Here is an 18,144-nt window from a genome sequence, read left to right as displayed (position 1 = left end):
GCCTTCTGATCTAGCCGAGACCGGCCGATCCGCCAAGCGGATTGATGGCAGCCGGTTACAGTTTCCTTGCGCTGCACTCCCGCCCGCGCCTTCGAAAGATGACCGCTCAAAAGATTCCGGATGACGGCTTCAATTCGCCTGCTAACATCGCCTTCGGGATGGCTGGGCACGGATACACAACCTTCGACACGTCGGTGGGCCGATGCGGTATCGCGTGGGGCGATGCCGGCATTGTTGGCGTGCAACTGCCGGAAGCGCGCGAGATCGAGACCCGGCGCCGCCTCCTGCAGCAATTTCCCGATGCGCGCGAATTCCGGCCGCCCGCCGATGTCGCCTACGCTATCGAGGGCATTGTTGCGCTGCTGCGCGGGCAAGCCGTCGACCTCAGCGATGTCCCCGTGGATATGTACGGCCTGCCGCTGTTCAATTGCCGCGTCTATGACGCCCTTCGGATGATCCCGCGCGGCGAGACCCGCACCCATGCGGAGATTGCAGCAAAGCTCGGCGCCAGCGGCGCGGTCTATTCAGTCGGCCAGGCCATCGCCCGCAATCCGTTTGCGATCCTCGTGCCATGCCACCGCGCACTGGCCGTTGCGGGCCAGACCAGCGGCTTTGCCGGCAATGGCGGCATCATTACCAGATCGCGGCTGCTCTCGATCGAAGGTGCGCTGGCCGGCCGGACGACCACCACCCTGTTCGACGCCCTGCTGTCGGTTGCCCCACCGCGCCCGCAGGGCTAAATTCAGCCTATGCAGGCAACGACACTGTTCCAGAGCAACGCGATCACCGTCACGGACTATCGCTGCACGGCGGGTCCGGACGACCAGCCGTTTTCCGAACAGCATGCCGGCCATTCGCTCTCCTATGTTCGCAAGGGCAGTTTCGGCTGTCGCTGCCGCGGGCAATCGCACGAACTCATCGCCGGCGCGTTGCTGATCGGCCATCCCGGCGACGAATATACCTGCCATCACGAGCATCACGGCTCTGGCGACGAGTGCCTGTCATTCTCCTTCGCGCCTGAGCTGATCGAGACCGTCGGCGATGCCAGGGACATCTGGCAGCAAGGCGCTATCGCGCCCCGCGCCGAATTGATGGTGCTCGGCGAGCTCGCACAGGCCAGCGCAGAGGCGCACAGCGATCTCGGGCTCGATGAGATCGGTTATGCGTTTGCCGCGCGGTTTGTCGACGTCGTCTCGGGCGAGCCCCGCAGGCGTATGACCGGCAACGCACGGGATCGCCGGCGCGCGGTCGAGGCCGCGCTGTGGATCGACGCCCATGCCAGCGACGAGATCGATCTCGATGCGGCTGCCCGTCAGGCCGGGTTGAGTCCGTTTCATTTCCTGCGCCTGTTCAGGAACGTGCTCGGCGTGACACCGCACCAGTATCTGGTGCGCGCGCGGCTACGGCGGGCTGCAAACCTGCTGGCCGAGAAAGACCGCGCGATTACCGACATCGCGTTCGATGTCGGCTTCGGCGATCTCTCGAATTTCGTCCGCAGCTTCCATCGTGCTGCGGGCGTCTCGCCCCGCGCCTTCCGGCAAGCCTCGCGCGGCGACCGCAAGATTTTCCAAGAACGGCTGGCCGTACACTGAGTAGCTTGCCGTCCTGATCAACCGGGAGGCACAGCATGGCATCGATTCACAAAGAGATTTTCCTTGGCGCACCGGCAAACGATGTCTGGTCCGCGCTGGCCGACTTCGGCGCGCTGCATACAAGGCTGGTGCCGGGTTTCGTCACCGATACAAAGCTGGACGGCGACGCACGCATCGTGACGTTCGCCAACGGCTCCGTCGCACGCGAAATACTGGTCGATTGCGACCATGACCTGAAGCGCCTCGTCTATGCCATCGTCAACGAGCGCATCACCCAGCACAGCGCATCGGCGCAGGTGTTTACCGATGGCGACACGCGCTGCCGGTTCGTCTGGACCGCCGACGTGCTGCCGAATGAGATCGCGCCTTACATGAGCGAGCAGATGGATCTGGGCCTCGCGGCGATGCAGACCCAGTTCGGGAAGGCCGCGCGATGACCGCATCGTTTCTCGATGCGCTCAAGGCCGACGGCCCTGCGCCGGATCGCATTGGCCAGATGGATCTCTATGGCTGGCTGATCGGCGCCTGGGAGCTCGATGTGGTCAGGTACATGCCGGACGGCGGAGAGCGCCGGCGCAAGGGCGAATGGCATTTCGGCTGGGTGCTGGAAGGCCGTGCCATCCAGGATGTCTGGATCGTGCCGCCGCGCGGCCAGTTGCGCGACGGCGATGCCGCAGCGAATGCCTACTCCTATGGAAGCACGTTGCGGATCTACGATCCGCGTATCGATGCCTGGCAGATCCAGTGGACCGATCCAGTGATGCAGAATTTTCTCACCATGACCGGCCGCAAGCAGGGCGACGACATTGTCCAACTCAGCCGCGACAATGACGGGCGCCCGATCCGCTGGAGCTTCTCGCAGATCACGCCTCGCTCGTTCCTGTGGCGCGGCGAAACCTCGCATGACAACGGCGCGACGTGGCGGTGCGATGTTGAGTTCACCGCGGCGCGCGTCGGCTAGAAACTGCTCAGACGAGTTCTGGCCGAATCTCGGGCACGGGGCCAGCCTTCGGTCCCCACGACGTCAGCAATACGCTGAGTGCCGACAGCACGCCGAGCAGCACCATGGACGCTGCCGCGAGCCAGAAAAAGCTCGTGGCCGAGGCATCGATAGACAGCAGATACCAGCCTCCAACGCTGACGAAGACCAGCCGCGCGGTTTGCGCCAACACCGGACCGAGCACCTTGGCGGCGCCCTGCGAGGCAAAATATGCCACCGTGGACAGCCCGAGAAAGGCATACATCGGCGCGCAGGTGGCGAGATAGGTCCGGCTTGCCGCGCGCACGCCGGCATCATTGGTGAACAGATTGACCCAGGCATCGGGGAAGATCGCGATCAGTGTGCCGAGCAAACCGACGACACCGAAGGCGATCACGCTGCCAGTCCAGGTCACACGGCGCGCACGCGCGATGCGGCCAGCGCCGATTGCCATGCCGACGATCGGCACCGAGGCGATACCCACCGCGAAAGCCAGCGTGCTCAGCATGAATTCGAGCCGCGCACCGATGCCGTAGCCGGCCAGCACCGCGGTGCCGTATTGCGCCAGCATATGGGTGAAAATCAGGAGGGTCAGAACGCCCTGTAGCGGGTTGAAACAGGCGATGGCCCCGACTTTCAGGATGTCGAAAAACATGCCGCGCTGGATACGGAAGCCCTTTAGCCGCGGCCTGACCCGAGCGCGGCCAGAAAACACGTACCAGCCCATAACGCCTGTGCCGATCGTGAAGGCAGTCAGCGTGCCCGCCGCGACGCCGGGCATGCCGAATTGCGGGATCGGACCGAAGCCGAGGCCCAGCACGCCGCCGAGAACCACCTGCAAGGCGGCCCCCGCCATCTGCATGGCGGAGGGCATCTTCATGTTGCCGGTGCCACGCAGGATCGCCGCGAAAGTATTCAGCAGCCACGGGATCACGCCACCAGCGAAGAAGACGGTGATGTAGCCCTGCGCCTGGCTCAGCACATTGCCGCGGCCGCCCAGCAGTTGCAGCAGCATGGAGCCGAAGGTCAGCATGCCGACCGTGAAGGTGAGGCCGAAGCAGATGGCGATGAGCAGCGCATGGCCCGCCAGCGTATCGGCGCGTGCGCGGTCGCCTGCGCCGAGCGCGCGCGCGATGGCCGAGGACACGCCACCGCCCATGGCGCCGCCGGACATGGTCATGGTCAGCATTACGAAGGGGAACACCAGCGCCATCGCCGCCAATGCTTCGGTGCCGAGCCGGCCGACATAGGTGGTCTCGAAAATCACGACGACGGCGCCTGCCGTCAGCGCGATGACATTGGGCCAAGCCAATCGCAGGATAGTCGGCAGAATGGGATGATCCAGCAGGGGATTTCTGGCCGGCGCCTTCAGGCTCGGAAGCGGCTGCTTGTCGGCATCGACCAATCGGGGTTCGGCGACGACAGCGTCGGACATGCATTCTCCCTGAGCTTCCGGTCTTGCTTGCCGGACACCTCGTTCCTAGCACCGATCGCGGACAATGCCATGCGCGCGCACGCATGGGGGATGTTCGATTTGCACTGCAGTATCAGCCAGCGTCAGCGTTAGCCGATCGACCAGATGAACGGCAGCGCACCACCTCGTGCCGGCGTCATCGCGATGGGTATATTGCGACCGCATCCGGCGGCGAGGCCCTCGACCAACCCCTGCAAGGCCCTCGCGCAGGGGGCATTGTTGTCGGCGACGCCATCCATCAGTTTCCAGCTCTGCTGCCGGATTTCGAACTGGCCCTCGGATGCGCTGATCTCCACAACATCGTCCTGCGCCGCGAACAGAGTGCCGAGGAATTCCGCGAAGACCCTGGCATCGCCGCGCTGCAGGCCGAAGCCGGCAGAGACCTCGTCGAAATACTGCATGCCGATCAGCTTGCCGGTGAGATGCAACAGATAGCCGGCATCGACCGGACCGAACAGTTGAACCGCCGCAGGCGCTGCGGTCCGTACATATTCCATGGCGTAGTTGCGATAGGCCTTTTCCAGCCGGGCTTTTGGCCAGCTATCCACCGGCAGCGCCGGTGCCTTCGCGGGATCGAACAACGGCGCTTCCAGATGGCGCGCGAAAACCAGACGCTGATCGATATCCAGATCATGGTCGTATTCGCAGTAATAGCCTTCGAGCCCGTCCTGGCCATCGACGCTCTGCTTGGTGCAGACGAAGCCCATGCGGGGATTGCCGAGCGAGACGCCGTTATTGGCGTGCCAGCCGCGCAGCATTGCGCGGGACACTTCACCGGGTACGCCGCAGATCGCGGTGCCTCGCCAAATCCAGCGCGGCGGCGGATAGCGGATCCACGCCTTGCGGTCGCTCTCATACATATATTCGACGGAGACGCCGCCGATCCAGTTGGAGAGATAGTGATACTGGGCCGCAGCGACCGCGGGTGGCAGGCCTGTCAGACCGAGCTTCACGAGTCCCGGCAGAAAGCGCTCCTGCTGCTGCCGGCGGAAGATGCGAAACATGAACTCGGCGGCGTCTGCCGTGCCGCGGCGCGTGACCGTGGTCAGGATCAGGCCGGTGAAATAGGCGTGATAGAGATCGGCAACGCTGCGCCAGCGTGTCCAAGTGGTTTCGTCGCTCGCGCTTGCCGGTCCAGTCATCGTTTCTTCCCTGATTATTGAGAGGACCATAGCCGCGCATCACTCCGGCTTCACATGAAATTCATGCAGGGAGGTCGAACGTTCCTGCATTGGCCGCATTAGATCGTTTCAGTCACAAGGACATTCCATGCGCCAGAAATTCCTGCTTTCAGCCTGTCTCGTCGCTCTGGCGCTGCCACTGGCTGGATGCAACGAACAATCCACCATCGCATCCGGCGAAGATTTCGGACCGTCGCCGAAACTTGTCGAGCCCAACAAGTCGCTGATCCCGACCGTCAATGTCTCCAAGGCGGTCGGCTGGCCAGAGGGCGCCAAGCCGAAGGCTGCGGAAGGCATGACAGTCAACGCCTTTGTGCGCGGGCTCGATCATCCACGCACGGTCTATGTATTGCCCAATGGCGACGTGCTGGTGGCGGAAAGCAATGCGCCGCCGAAACCGGAAGACGGCAGGGGCATCAAGAGCTGGGTCGTGAAGATGGTGATGGGCCGTGCCGGCGCGAACACACCGACGGCAAATCGCATTTCGCTGCTGCGCGACGCGGACGGCGACGGCATCGCCGAGACCAGGACCGCGTTTCTCGAAGGGCTCAACTCACCCTTCGGCATGGTGCTGGTCGGCGACGAATTCTTTGTCGCCAATGCCGATGCCGTGGTGAAGTTTCCCTACAGGACCAATGATACCAGGATCACGACGCCCGCCGTGAAGGTGGCCGACCTGCCCGGCGGCCCGATCAATCACCACTGGACCAAGGATCTCACGGCGAGCCCTGACGGCACGAAACTCTATGCAACCGTCGGCTCCAACAGCAATGTTGGCGAGAATGGCATGGAGGCCGAGAAAGACCGCGCCGCAGTGCTCGAAATCGACCGCGCGACCGGCGCCTCACGCGTCTTCGCATCCGGCCTGCGCAATCCCAACGGCCCGTCGTGGCAGCCGCAAAGCGGCGCGCTCTGGGTGACCGTCAACGAGCGCGACGAGATCGGCAGCGACCTTGTGCCGGACTACATGACTTCGGTGAAGGATGGCGGTTTCTATGGCTGGCCCTACAGCTATTACGGCCAGCATGTGGATGTCCGCGTGCAGCCGCCGCGCCCCGACATGGTGGCCAAAGCCATCGCGCCGGACTATGCGCTCGGCGCACACACCGCATCGCTCGGGCTGACCTTCAATACCGGCGACCTGTTTCCAGCCAGCATGAAAGGCGGCGCCTTCATCGGCCAGCACGGCTCGTGGAACCGACGCCCGCAAAGCGGCTACAAGGTGATCTTCGTGCCCTTCACCGACGGCAAGCCATCGGGCAAGCCGCAGGATGTGCTCACCGGCTTCCTCAATGACAGCGGCGAAGCACAGGGACGCCCGGTCGGCGTGCGCATGGACAGCAAGGGCGCATTGCTGGTGGCCGACGATGTCGGCAATACGATCTGGCGCGTGACGCCATCGGGCGCGAAAGCGGCGTCACTGCAATAAGATCAGGTGACCGGCGCCGGGTTGAACAGCACGAGATCGTTGTGGAGGCCCCATTTGTCCGCCCACACCTGCTTGCGGCCGCTGGCGACATCGAGGATCAGCTGGAACAGCTCCCAGCCAGCTTCCTCGATGGTCATCTCGCCTGACGCGATACGGCCGGCGTCGAAATCGATCAGGTCCGACCAGCGTTTCGCCAGTTCGGTGCGCGTCGAGACCTTGATGACCGGCGCCTGCGCCAGCCCATAGGGCGTGCCGCGTCCCGTGGTGAAGATCTGCATCTGCATGCCGGCGGCAAGCTGCAGCGTGCCGCAAACGAAATCGCTCGCCGGTGTTGCTGCGAACAGCAGTCCTTTGGTCGTCGCGCGCTCGCCCGGGCCGATCACGCCGCTGATCGCGCTCGAGCCCGACTTGACGATCGAGCCCAATGACTTCTCGACGATATTGGCGAGACCGCCCTTCTTGTTACCGGGCGTCGTATTGGCACTGCGATCGGCGCCGCCGCGCGCCAGATAGGAATCGTACCAGCCCATCTCGCGTATCAGCGCGCGGCCGACATCCGCGTTGACCGCACGGCGCGTCAGCAATTCGATCGCGTCACGCACCTCGGTGACTTCGGAGAACATCACCGTTGCGCCGGCGCGCACCAGCAGATCGCTGGCGAAGCCGAGCGCAGGATTGGCTGTCACGCCGGAGAATGCGTCGCTGCCGCCGCATTGCAGGCCGATCACGAGATCGGAGGCCGGGCAGGTTTCGCGCTTACGCTGGTTCAGGATTTTCAAGCGCGCATCGGCCATCGTGAAGATGGTCTCCACCATGTCGCCGAAGCTCTGATTGCCTTCATCCTGCAGGCGCATCATGCTGGCAGGATCGTCCTTCGGCAGCAGCCGCTCCGGTGCGAGCTTCTCGCAGCCGAGGCCGACCACCATCACCTCGCCGCCGAAATTGGGATTGCGCGCGATGTTCTGCAGCGTGCGGATCGGGATATAGGCATCCGGCGCATTGATGGCAACACCACACCCGTAGCCATGGGTGACAGCGACAACGTCATCGACATTCGGATAGCGCGGCAGCAATTCCGCCTTGATGCGCTTCAGCGCGAATTCGAGCGTGCCGGCGACGCATTGCACCGAGGTGCTGATGGCGAGAATGTTCTTCACGCCGACGGAGCCATCGGGATTGCGAAAACCTTCGAACGTATAATCTGTCAGCGGCGGCTGCGGTTCAGGAACCGCATTGGCAATTTCGAGGCTGTCGAGATCGGGGGCGTCGGGCATATGGATGCGTGCCTCCTCGACCCATTCGCCGGCCGAAATCGTATCCAGGGCATAGCCGATGATCTCGCCGTAGCGGATGATCGGCGCATCCTTTGCGATATCTTCCAGCGCCACCTTGTGCCCCTGCGGCACGAAATTGCGCAGTTCCAGACCGTCGGTCATCCTGGTGCCTGCAGGCAGGCCAAAATCATTGACGATGATGGCGACGTTGTCGCGCGCATTCAGTTTGATGTAGCGCGGCGCATGTGCATCTGCTGCCAGCGTGGTGGCCATCGCCTTGTCCTTCCCGTGTCTGCCGGCATTCGCGCCGGTCTCGTAACAGAGCAGTAGCACAAAAGATGACGGTGTCGCGCACTTGACCGGCGCGTTTTGCCCGCTGAAAGATGACTTTCGACGGGGCTTTTACGGCCGCTTCATGCAGAAATGGGATGAACGTGCGTCTTTTCGTCTTCGGGCTCGGCTACAGCGCAAACCGCTTCATCGCGCAACATGGCGGTGAATTCACCGGGATTGCCGGCACCGTCCGCACGGCCGGAAAGCCCGCTGCCTTGGCGCCAGCCCGGGATATCGAAACGCTCGTCTTCAACCCGGACGTCACCGATCCCCGCATTACCGATCACCTCGCAAATGCCGATCTGCTGCTCGTCTCGGTCCCGCCCGGCGCAGATGGCGATCCCGTGTTGCAGACTTTTGGCTCAGACATCGCCGCCAGCGGCGTCCGCCGCATTGTCTATCTCTCCAGCGTCGGGGTTTACGGCGATTATCAGGGCGCCTGGATCGACGAAACTGCCCCGGTCTCCGGCGAGGGCCGGCGCAAGGCACGTATCGATGCGGAAGCTGGCTGGCGCGCCGTGGCTGGCGACAGCACCACGATCCTGCGTGTCGCCGGCATCTACGGCCCGGGCCGCAATGCGCTGGAGAATCTCAAAGCCGGCAAGGCGCATCGTATCGTCAAGCCGGGCCAGGTGTTCAACCGCATTCATGTGGACGACATTGCAACGGCCATCGCGGCTGCATTCGAACATCCGCAGACCAGCATCTTCAATCTGTGCGATGATGAGCCTGCGCCGCCACAGGACGTCGTGACATTCGCCGCGTCGTTGATGGGGATCGCACCACCACCCGAGCAGAATTTCGATGATGCCGAGATGAGCCCGATGGCGCGCAGCTTCTATGCCAGCAATAACCGCATCTCGAATGCGCGGCTGAAACGCGAGCTTGGCGTGAAGCTCGCATTTCCAACCTATCGCGAAGGCCTCACGGCGCTGTGGCAGCAACGCGAGACCTGAGCAGCGCGTGACTCCCGGGCTATCGCCCCGTCATCGCCTCCAACTTGTCCGGATATCGGTTGCCCTGAACGGTGATCTTTGCAGCAGCACTATTGATATCCCGCAGATCATCGGCCGTTAATTCGACGTCCGCCGCACCGAGATTTTCCTCGAGCCGATGCAGTTTCGTGGTGCCCGGGATCGGCACGATCCACGGCTTCTGGGCCAGCAGCCATGCCAGTGCGATCTGCGCAGGCGTCGCCTGCTTCCGTCCAGCGATCTCGCCGAGCAAATCGACCAGCGCTTGGTTGGCCTTGCGCGCTTCGGGCGTGAAGCGCGGGAGAATGTTGCGGAAGTCACCGCTGTCGAGCGTCGTGCTCTCGTTCATGGCGCCCGTGAGAAAGCCTTTGCCGAGCGGGCTGTAGGGGACGAAACCGATACCGAGCTCCTCGAGCGTCGCCAGCACTTCCTTTTCGGGACCACGCGTCCACAGCGAATATTCGCTCTGGATTGCGGTGATCGGCTGCACAGCATGGGCGCGGCGAATTGTCGTTACGCCCGGTTCGGACAGGCCAAAGTGCTTCACCTTGCCCTCGCGGATCAAGTCCTTCACCGCGCCGGCCACGTCCTCGATCGGCACATCGGGATCGACGCGGTGTTGATAGAACAGATCGATGGCATCGATCTTCAAGCGCTTGAGCGATGCTTCGGCGACCTCGCGAATATGAGCGGGGCGGCTGTCGAGACCCATCTGCTGGCCGGTTGCGGGATCGAGCCTGAAGCCGAATTTGGTGGCGATGACAACCTGATCGCGAACCGGCGCGAGCGCCGCGCCGACGAGCTCTTCATTGATGAACGGACCATAGACTTCTGCGGTATCGAAGAACGTCACGCCGCGCTCAACAGCCGCACGGATCAGTGCGGTCATTTCTGTTGTGTCGGCCGGAGGCCCGTAGCCGAAGCTCATCCCCATACAGCCGAGCCCAATGGCTGACACTTCCAGTCCGCTTGCCCCGAGTTTGCGTGTCTTCATTTCAAATCTCCTGCGTCATTCAGACAACGAGCGGCTCCCGCGATGGTGGGATATTGCCGCCGACATGCGACATCTGGAGATCGTGCGCCGATGAGACTAGGTGATATAATCTGCACGCACTTATCAGCCGGATTCATGAATGGCCCGCCAGACGATCGACGACCTCCTTGCTTTCTTCGCCGTGGCGAAGGAGGCGAGTTTTACGCGCGCAGCCGCCAAGCTCGGCGTCTCGCAATCCGCGCTTAGCCACACCATTCGCGGCCTTGAGGAGCGGCTGGGACTGCGCCTCCTCACTCGAACAACCCGCAGCGTTGCGCCGACCGAGGCTGGCGAACGCCTGATCCGGACGATCGGCCCGAAGCTGGAAGAGATCGACGCCGAACTCGCGGCTGTCACCGAGCTGCGCGAGAAGCCGGCCGGCACCATCCGCATCACCACCGGTGAGCATTCCGCCGAGACGATCCTCTGGCCCGCCCTTGCGAAGCTGCTGCCGCGCTATCCCGACATCAAGGCCGAACTCGTCGTCGATTACGGCCTCATCGATATCGTTGCGGAGCGCTACGACGCCGGCGTCCGTCTGGGTGAACAGGTCGCAAAAGACATGATCGCCGTTCGGATCGGACCCGATTTTCGCATGGTCGTGGTCGGCACACCGTCCTACTTCGCCAAACGCCCGCTGCCGAAACGGCCGCAAGACCTCACCGCGCATGACTGCATCAATATCCGTCTGCCCACCATGGGCGGCCTCTATGCATGGGAGTTCGAGAAGCGCGGGCGCGCCTTGAAAGTGCGCGTCGATGGCCAGATCGTGTTCAACAACATGTCAATGCGCCACAAGGCGGTGCTGAACGGATTGGGGCTGGCCTATTTGCCAGAGGATCGCGTGCGCGATCACATTGCCTCAGGCCGGCTTGTTCAGGTGCTGGACGATTGGTGCCAGCCGTTCTCGGGCTATCACCTTTATTATCCAAGCCGCCGGCAACCGACATCCGCATTCGCGGCGCTGGTTGAAGCGTTGCGGTACCGCGGCTGATGATCAGCGATCGATCCTGGTTCCAACGCCTCAATCCGAACATGATTGGAGCGAATTCACACATTGTGCAAAGCCGTGAAAAGTTCCTGAATCAATCTGGGCGATGCTGTGTCATAAGCACGACGCGGTCGCCAAAGCTGCCTTTTTCGTTTGAGACGTTGTTGCACGCGTGTGACAGCAATCACCGCGCAATAGTCTAGGTTGCCTTCGTCATCCCCCGTCGGGATCGAGAAGGAACACCTGATGAAGAAGCTTCTACTGTCTACCGCTGCTCTGGCCCTCGTTGCCCTGGCTGCTCCTGCGTCTGCTGCCGACCTGGCTGCGCGCCCCTACACCAAGGCTCCGGCCTATGCTCCGGTTGCTCCGATCTACAATTGGACCGGCTTCTACATCGGTGGCCACATCGGCGGCGCCTTCCCGGGTGAAGACAACGCGCTGATCGGCAGCCGCGATGGCACGTTCATGGGCGGTGTGCAGGGTGGTTACGACTACCAGTTTGCGCCGAACTGGGTGTTCGGTCTGGAAGCCAACTACAGCTTCAAGGACACCAACAGCAACTTCGACAATCGCGGCCTCGGTTCGGTGACCGGCCGTATCGGTTACACTTGGGGTCCGACCCTGGTATACGCCAAGGGCGGTTACGCCTGGGCTGACTCGCGCTTCACCAATGGCTTCGGCGGTGATGGCGGTCGCGATGGCTACACCGTCGGCGGCGGTCTCGAATACCTGTTCACCCAGAACTGGTCGGGCAAGGTCGAATATCAGTATTACGACTTCGGCAACGTCACCTTCCTGACGCCAGCTCTCGCTGTCGGCGGCTTCAAGAACGACGAGCACACGATCAAGGCTGGCCTGAACTACCGCTTCAACCTGGGCAACTTTGGCGCAGGCTTCGTCCAGTAAATTGGACGCATCTTCGTCTATTTGATCTCCAGAAAAAACTTAGGCCCGCAGCGATGCGGGCCTTTTTTTCGTTGCGTCTTTGAGTTCGTCAGCGATCACACCTTGAAGTGCTTCGAAAGCTTCAGGCTCTGGCCCTGGTAATTCGAGCCAATGCGCTGGCCATAGAGTGCATCCGGACGATCCAGCATCCGCTCATAGACCAGACGGCCGACGATCTGGCCATGTTCGAGAATGAACGGCACTTCGCGCGAGCGCACTTCCAGCACCGCGCGCGAACCTTTGCCGCCGGCGCCGTCATGGCCGAAGCCGGGATCGAAGAAGCCGGCATAATGCACGCGGAATTCGCCGACCAGCGGGTCGAACGGCACCATTTCGGCGGCGTAGTCCGGCGGCACCTGCACGGATTCCTTGGAGGCCAGAATATAGAACTCGCCGGGGTCAAGGATCAGCGTGCCATCCTTGCGCGCCGCGATCGGCTCCCAGAATTCATCGACGGCGTAGCCGCCACGGCGATCGATATCGACCACGCCGGTGTGCCGCTTGGCGCGATAGCCGACGAAGCCCGACGCATTCTCGCCGGAGAGGTCGACGGAGAGAGCGAGCCCTCCCTTGAGATCGGCCGTCTCGCTGTCGACCAGCGGATCCTGTGCGTGCAACTCTTCCAGCTCTTCGCTATCGAGCACCGCGTCGCCGACGCGGAAACGCACTTGGGAGAGCCGTGATCCTTCGCGCAGCAAAACGGGAAATGTCTTCGGGCTGATCTCCGCATAAAGCGGGCCGTGATAGCCGGCGCCGATGACGTCGAAACGGCGGGTGCCGTCAGCGATCACGCGCGTGAAGACGTCGAGGCGGCCGGTCGAGCTTTTCGGATTGGCGGCAGCGAAGATGTTCGGCGGCAGCGCGAGGCTCTCCAGCAGCGGCACGATATAGACGCAGTTGGTTTCCAGCACCGCGCCTTCGGAGAGATCGATCTCGTGCAGCTTCAATTCGTCGATGCGCTCGGCGACCGTGACATTCGGCCCGGGCAGAAAGCTGGCGCGGACGCGATAGGCGACGGGGCCGAGGCGCAGGTCGAGGCTGGCCGGCTGAATCTGGTTTTCGACGAAATCGTATTCGGGAAGGATCAGGCCGGCCTCGGCCATCGCCTCGATCATGCTATCGGGCAGAATTCCATCGGCATCGGGCGCGAGCGTAAACGGCACAGGTCTGGTCCTTCGGTCGTCTTTCGGGACAATACCCTGAAAAATCGCGACTTTACCGGCTATCTCAAGCCTGCCTTGACGGAAAGGGCAAGCGGGAATAGGAACACGGTTATCCCGTGGTGATTTGAGCCGGCCGGCTTGCAGCCACGTAAAATAAGTCGCTAAACAGGCCGGGGACACATGTCCTTCCAGCATGCGATCCCGGCCTGAGGACATCCGTCCAGGCCGGTTTTTTTGTGCCCGCGTCACGCGGGTACGTTGGAGGTCACATGTCTGAGAAGTCCTATCGCCCCGAAACCCGGCTCGTTCATTCCAGCGCCCTGCGTTCGCAATTCAACGAGACGTCCGAAGCCCTCTTCCTCACGCAAGGCTTCATCTACGAGACCGCCGAGGCCTGCGAGGCGCGGTTCAAGGGCGAAGACCCCGGCTTCATCTATTCGCGCTTTTCGAACCCGAACACATCGATGTTCGAGAACCGCATGATCGACCTCGAAGGTGCGGAGGCTGCACGCTCGACGGCCACCGGCATGGCTGCCGTGACCACCGCCATTCTGGCGCCGCTGCGGAAGGGTGATCACGTCGTCGCTGCGAAGGCGTTGTTCGGCTCCTGCCGCTACGTCATCGAAGAGCTGTTGCCGCGCTACGGCATCGAGTTCACGCTCGTCGACGGCCTCGATCTGGACCAGTGGCAGAAGGCGATGCGGCCGAATACCAAGTCGTTGTTCCTGGAAAGCCCGACCAATCCGACGCTCGATGTGCTCGATATCGGCGCCATCGCCAAGATCGCCCATGCCGGCGGCGCGCGACTGATTGTCGATAACGTGTTCGCGACGCCGCTCTGGCAGAGCCCGCTGGCGCTCGGTGCCGATGTCGTCGTGTATTCGGCAACCAAGCACATCGACGGCCAGGGCCGCTGCCTCGGCGGCATCATCCTGTCGTCAAAGGACTTCATCGACGAGCACATTCACAACTATCTGCGCCAGACCGGCCCCTCGATCTCGCCGTTCAATGCGTGGACATTGGTGAAGGGACTGGAGACGCTGGCGATCCGCGTCGAGCGGCAGACGCAGAACGCCGCGGCGATCGCGGACGTGCTGGCGCAGCATCCGAAGATCTCGCGGCTGATCTATCCCGGCCGCGAGGATCACCCTCAGGCGGCAACGGTGAAGAAGCAGATGCGTGCCGGTTCGACGCTGATCGGCTTCGAGGTCAAGGGCGGCAAGGCAGCGGCGTTCCGCGTCCTCAACGAGCTGAAAGTCGCCCGCATCTCCAACAATCTCGGCGATGCAAAGAGCCTCGTCACGCATCCGGCGACGACGACGCATCAGCGCCTGCCGCTGGAGGCACGACTCGAACTCGGAATCACGGAAGGCTTCATCCGCTTCTCCGCCGGCCTCGAGCATCGCGACGATCTAATCGAGGATCTCGAAGCGGCGCTCGCTAAGGCGTAAACACCACTCCGACGTTTCCGTCATGGCCGGGCTTGTCCCGGCCATCCACGCCTTGGCTACAAGTGAAGACGTGGATGGAGTTTTGTTGCACGTATCGGCGAAAGAACGGCCGCCTTACAGCGGCTTCTGCGCCTGCTGAATCTGCGGCTCGTTGATGCCGAGCTTCACCTGGCCGACCGACTTGATGATGTTGTCGCCGAGCAGTTGCGCGAAGCAGGCATAGCCCCAATCGTTCATATGCAGACCGTCAGCGATGACGAAGCTGTCGAACGACATCTGCTGGCCTTCGTGCCACTCCTTCATCACTTCGAAGCGCGGGAAGATGCCGACCTTGCGCAGCTCGGCCACCTTGTGCAGCAGCGAGACCATCTTGCTGGTGCCTTCGGGACGCGTATTCACCAGCGGCGAATATTGCGGATCGACCAGCACCAGATCGGCACCCGCCGCCTGAATGCGGGCGACACCGTCTTCCACCATCTTGCTGGTTTCGCCGGGATCGAGATTGCGCAGCACGGCATTGGTGCCGACCTGCCAGATCACCAGATCGGGCTTCGAATTGATCACTTCGCTCTGCAGCCGCGCCATCATTTCCGGCGCGTCTTCGCCGCCCTTGCCGCGGTTGAGCACGGTGATGTTGGCCGACGGGTAAGCACGATGCAGCTGCGCTGCAAGGCGGTTCGGATAGGTGAATTCCGGCGCCGTCGAACCATAGCCTTCGGTGGAGGACGAGCCGAACGCAACGATGACCACGGGCTTGCCGGCAACGAGCTTGCTGGCCACATGCGGCAGCGCGCCCATCGCCTTCATTCCGCCTTTCGGCGCACGGCAAGGCACGCGGCTGAAGATGTCGGTCGCCGTCTTCGCGACTTCCCTGACCTTGTCGATGGCCTTCGCAGCGACGCCCCTCTTCACCGCGTCAGCGGGATCAGTGGCTGCAACGCTCTGATCGGCGCCCTTGCTATCAGACGGAGCGGCCTGCGCCGTTTCCGCGTGAGCGACGGACGATGAGATCGGGAGTGCGAGAGTCGTAGAGGCAGCAAAGGCAGCGACGACAGCAAGGCGAGACAAATGGCCGACGAAACTCATTAACGCTGAATCCTCAAATCCGCTGCTTTGATCTTCGCCGCATCGATGACAAAGGTCGAAAGCGCGCGGCCAATACAATCATGCACCCGCTTGGCCAATTCCATGCCCGGCGAGGCGCTAAACAAGTCAAAATCACCGCTCTCATTCCAGTGCCGCATGATGGCGAAACGGTCGAACAGCGGAACGTCGTGCTGCTGCGCCACCACACGCATGTTATCTAGGTAGGCGGAGCCAGAAATCATGGTCTCCGTGCGCGGACTGTACTGCAGATTCATTAAAATGACGTCAGTTCCCGCCTTTTGCATGGCAGCAACCCCCTCATCCAGGGCGTTCCGGAAGTCCTCGGCGTCGGCCTGTTTCATGGCATCCACGGTTCCGGTCTGCCAGATCACCAGGTTCGGCTTCTTGTCCATCACCAGCTGTCCCAGCCCCGGGGCCATTTCCTCGGCGGTCTTCTTGACCTGCAGCTCCAGCGCCACGTTCACCTCGACGCCCGGCAGCTTCTCCTTCAGATAGGCCTGCAGGCGGCTCGGATAGGCCGCGGAATGGTCGGAGACCCCGATCACCGAGGATCGGCTGCCAACGACCAGAATATCGAGCTTTCCGCCCGGTTTGGCCGCAGCCTGGACCTTGGGCAGCGTGCTTTCGGATGTCAGGAGGTAGGCCGGAACCTCACAGGCATGCGCGGGCGGTTCGGCCCGGACAGGAGCCGCCACCAGCAGGCCAGCCAGCATCGTGAGCCGCAGAACGGCCTTCATGCTTCCCCTCCTGCGAGATCCGCGTCGGATCGTTTGGCGCGGGACCCGCCTTTGACAGTGACGTTCTTGTACCACGAAAACACCCAGGCGGCGGTTGACATAACAACTATGCCTAGGAAGCTGACTAAAGCATGCATGCCAGCCCCGCCAGCGACCTCAGCCAGCACGAAATGGCCGGCAAAGGCCAGGAACACCCCAATACAGAAAATTTCGAGCGAATGCTGGCCGCACAGCACCATCGGCCGCAGCCAGACCGATTTCAGCGCAGGCCATTCCTTGGGCAGGAAACGGACCGTCAGCGCCGCCAGCGCCAGGAAATGAGCGAAGCGCAGCACATCGAGATCGGTCTTGTTGATGGGATACATCCACTGCTCGATGATCTTCGGTAGCAGGTGATGGATCTGCGGAATGTACCAGGTCAGCGTCACCCAGAACGCCGCCAGGAGATAGGCCATGCAAAGCCACAGCGTGATGTTGGATGACAGGATCCGCGACATCCGTTTCGCACCGCCCATTGCGCACCAGGCGCCGAACACGAACAGCAACTGCCAGGCGAACGGATTGAAGGCCCAGACGCCGTTCGGGTAGGCGGTCAGATGCAGGTCGAATTCCCAGGTCAGCGCATAGAGACCGACCGACAGCGCCAGCGTGAGATCGGCGCGGCGCCGCATCAGCCAGAGGATCGGCGGCAGGAACAGCATAAGGACGATATAGAGCGGCAACACGTCCATGTTCACGGGGCGAAATTTCAGCAACAGCGCCTGGACGATGGTCACATCAGGCTGTTTGAGAAAATCGAGAATGCCCATTTCCTCGGAATAGAGCGGGTTCTCGAAGCGCGTCGCGACATAGGAGATTTCCGCAAGGAAGATCGTGAACAGGAAGACGTGGGCGACATAGATCTGCCAGACCCGCTTGAAAATGCGCGCGCTGGCCACCAGCGTGCCCTGCTCCAGCATCGCGCGGCCATAGACGAAAGCGGCGGTGTAGCCGGAGATGAAGATGAAGATCTCGGTGGCGTCGCTGAAACCGTAATTACGGATCGTCAGCCAGGTCAGGATATTCGGCGGCAGGTGGTCGATGAAAATCAGCCACAGCGCCAGCCCGCGGAACAGATCGAGACGCAATTCACGCTCGGTGCCTGCAACGGGAAGCGACACGGTATCGGCACGCGTCGAGGCCCGCGACGCGGAGACGTGCATTGACGTGTCTGCGTGGGGCTGGTCGGCGATCGGATCGGCAACAGAGGTCATTCAGCACCGCTCAACGGCAATCGTCGCATCATGAAAATTAACCGTCCCACCACACGCAGGCCATTTGCATGGGACGATCCGTCACGTCATAACCAAATCAGGGATCGATTATGCGGTAACTATGTTGAAACAGCGATGGCCCGCCGGCGTTAGACGCCGAACTTCACGTGATTTGGCCAAAGGCGCGGTTTTCGCTATGCTTGCGACGTATTTTAAACGATGACACCG

General features: G+C 62.3%; 17 protein-coding genes and 1 riboswitch. Of the genes, 9 read left to right on the top strand and 8 right to left on the bottom strand.

Annotation, left to right across the window (positions count from 1 at the left end):
• The first annotated feature begins 158 nt into the window (after window positions 1-158).
• From AB8A27_RS27190 to AB8A27_RS27175, 4 genes are read left to right on the top strand one after another with little or no spacing between them, the layout of a single operon-like run.
• The gene (locus tag AB8A27_RS27190; protein ID WP_441245048.1) at window positions 159-740 is read left to right on the top strand and encodes a methylated-DNA--[protein]-cysteine S-methyltransferase; all 582 of its coding nucleotides are present in this window, start codon (window positions 159-161) and stop codon (window positions 738-740) included.
• Between the two features lie 9 nt (window positions 741-749).
• The gene (locus AB8A27_RS27185; protein WP_441244559.1) at window positions 750-1,592 is read left to right on the top strand and encodes a helix-turn-helix domain-containing protein; all 843 of its coding nucleotides are present in this window, start codon (window positions 750-752) and stop codon (window positions 1,590-1,592) included.
• Window positions 1,593-1,627: 35 nt separating this feature from the next.
• Complete coding sequence (locus tag AB8A27_RS27180; protein ID WP_441244558.1) at window positions 1,628-2,029, top strand: SRPBCC family protein; 402 nt, start codon at window positions 1,628-1,630, stop codon at window positions 2,027-2,029.
• Window positions 2,026-2,553, top strand: a complete 528-nt coding sequence (locus tag AB8A27_RS27175) for a hypothetical protein (RefSeq protein WP_441244557.1) — start codon at window positions 2,026-2,028, stop codon at window positions 2,551-2,553. The genes AB8A27_RS27180 and AB8A27_RS27175 overlap by 4 nt, the downstream gene beginning before the upstream one ends.
• Window positions 2,554-2,560: 7 nt before the next feature.
• On the opposite strand, the gene AB8A27_RS27170 is transcribed toward AB8A27_RS27175, so the two are convergent.
• On the bottom strand, window positions 2,561-4,006 hold the full coding sequence (locus AB8A27_RS27170; protein ID WP_441244556.1) for an MATE family efflux transporter: 1,446 nt from the start codon (window positions 4,004-4,006) through the stop codon (window positions 2,561-2,563).
• 128 nt (window positions 4,007-4,134) lie between these two features.
• Complete coding sequence (locus AB8A27_RS27165; protein ID WP_441244555.1) at window positions 4,135-5,187, bottom strand: hypothetical protein; 1,053 nt, start codon at window positions 5,185-5,187, stop codon at window positions 4,135-4,137.
• A gap of 127 nt (window positions 5,188-5,314) precedes the next feature.
• Here AB8A27_RS27165 and AB8A27_RS27160 point away from each other — a divergent pair, with 127 nt between their 5' ends.
• Entirely contained in the window at window positions 5,315-6,655 is a 1,341-nt protein-coding gene (locus AB8A27_RS27160) for a PQQ-dependent sugar dehydrogenase (RefSeq protein ID WP_441244554.1), read from the top strand.
• 2 nt (window positions 6,656-6,657) lie between these two features.
• Here AB8A27_RS27160 and garD read toward each other — a convergent pair whose 3' ends face one another.
• On the bottom strand, window positions 6,658-8,202 hold the full coding sequence (gene garD / locus AB8A27_RS27155; protein ID WP_441244553.1) for a galactarate dehydratase: 1,545 nt from the start codon (window positions 8,200-8,202) through the stop codon (window positions 6,658-6,660).
• Window positions 8,203-8,363: 161 nt separating this feature from the next.
• On the opposite strand from garD, the gene AB8A27_RS27150 reads away from it, so the two are divergent.
• Window positions 8,364-9,218 carry an NAD-dependent epimerase/dehydratase family protein gene (locus tag AB8A27_RS27150; RefSeq protein WP_441245047.1) on the top strand — a complete coding sequence of 285 codons (855 nt, stop codon included), beginning with the start codon at window positions 8,364-8,366 and terminating at the stop codon, window positions 9,216-9,218.
• Window positions 9,219-9,237: 19 nt separating this feature from the next.
• Here the strand turns inward: AB8A27_RS27150 and AB8A27_RS27145 are convergent, their stop codons facing one another.
• On the bottom strand, window positions 9,238-10,230 hold the full coding sequence (locus AB8A27_RS27145) for an aldo/keto reductase (protein WP_441244552.1): 993 nt from the start codon (window positions 10,228-10,230) through the stop codon (window positions 9,238-9,240).
• A gap of 139 nt (window positions 10,231-10,369) precedes the next feature.
• On the opposite strand from AB8A27_RS27145, the gene AB8A27_RS27140 reads away from it, so the two are divergent.
• Both AB8A27_RS27140 and AB8A27_RS27135 read left to right on the top strand, forming a co-directional pair.
• The gene (locus AB8A27_RS27140) at window positions 10,370-11,263 is read left to right on the top strand and encodes a LysR family transcriptional regulator (protein ID WP_441244551.1); all 894 of its coding nucleotides are present in this window, start codon (window positions 10,370-10,372) and stop codon (window positions 11,261-11,263) included.
• 243 nt (window positions 11,264-11,506) lie between these two features.
• Entirely contained in the window at window positions 11,507-12,166 is a 660-nt protein-coding gene (locus AB8A27_RS27135) for an outer membrane protein (protein ID WP_441244550.1), read from the top strand.
• Between the two features lie 95 nt (window positions 12,167-12,261).
• Here AB8A27_RS27135 and AB8A27_RS27130 read toward each other — a convergent pair whose 3' ends face one another.
• Window positions 12,262-13,368 carry a 2'-deoxycytidine 5'-triphosphate deaminase gene (locus tag AB8A27_RS27130; RefSeq protein ID WP_441244549.1) on the bottom strand — a complete coding sequence of 369 codons (1,107 nt, stop codon included), beginning with the start codon at window positions 13,366-13,368 and terminating at the stop codon, window positions 12,262-12,264.
• A gap of 106 nt (window positions 13,369-13,474) precedes the next feature.
• Window positions 13,475-13,554, top strand: a riboswitch (SAM riboswitch).
• A gap of 83 nt (window positions 13,555-13,637) precedes the next feature.
• Here AB8A27_RS27130 and AB8A27_RS27125 point away from each other — a divergent pair.
• Complete coding sequence (locus tag AB8A27_RS27125) at window positions 13,638-14,819, top strand: O-succinylhomoserine sulfhydrylase (protein WP_441244548.1); 1,182 nt, start codon at window positions 13,638-13,640, stop codon at window positions 14,817-14,819.
• A gap of 114 nt (window positions 14,820-14,933) precedes the next feature.
• Here AB8A27_RS27125 and AB8A27_RS27120 read toward each other — a convergent pair whose 3' ends face one another.
• Genes AB8A27_RS27120 through AB8A27_RS27110 form a run of 3 tightly spaced genes read right to left on the bottom strand, consistent with a single transcriptional unit; the run spans window position 14,934 to window position 17,916 of the window.
• Window positions 14,934-15,905 (bottom strand): SGNH/GDSL hydrolase family protein, encoded by a 972-nt coding sequence (locus tag AB8A27_RS27120; protein WP_441244547.1) that lies wholly within the window; start codon window positions 15,903-15,905, stop codon window positions 14,934-14,936.
• Window positions 15,905-16,663, bottom strand: coding sequence for an SGNH/GDSL hydrolase family protein (locus tag AB8A27_RS27115; protein ID WP_441244546.1), 759 nt, complete (start codon window positions 16,661-16,663; stop codon window positions 15,905-15,907). The genes AB8A27_RS27120 and AB8A27_RS27115 overlap by 1 nt, the downstream gene beginning before the upstream one ends.
• Window positions 16,660-17,916 (bottom strand): OpgC domain-containing protein, encoded by a 1,257-nt coding sequence (locus AB8A27_RS27110; protein WP_441244545.1) that lies wholly within the window; start codon window positions 17,914-17,916, stop codon window positions 16,660-16,662. Before AB8A27_RS27110 ends, AB8A27_RS27115 begins: the two co-directional genes overlap by 4 nt.
• Window positions 17,917-18,144: the final 228 nt, after the last annotated feature.

This window comes from Tardiphaga sp. 768_D3_N2_1, from assembly GCF_052076105.1.
In the GTDB taxonomy this organism is placed as follows: Bacteria; Pseudomonadota; Alphaproteobacteria; order Rhizobiales; family Xanthobacteraceae; genus Tardiphaga.
Note: the sequence above shows the minus strand (reverse complement) of the source record. Positions and strands in the feature narration are given on the sequence as shown.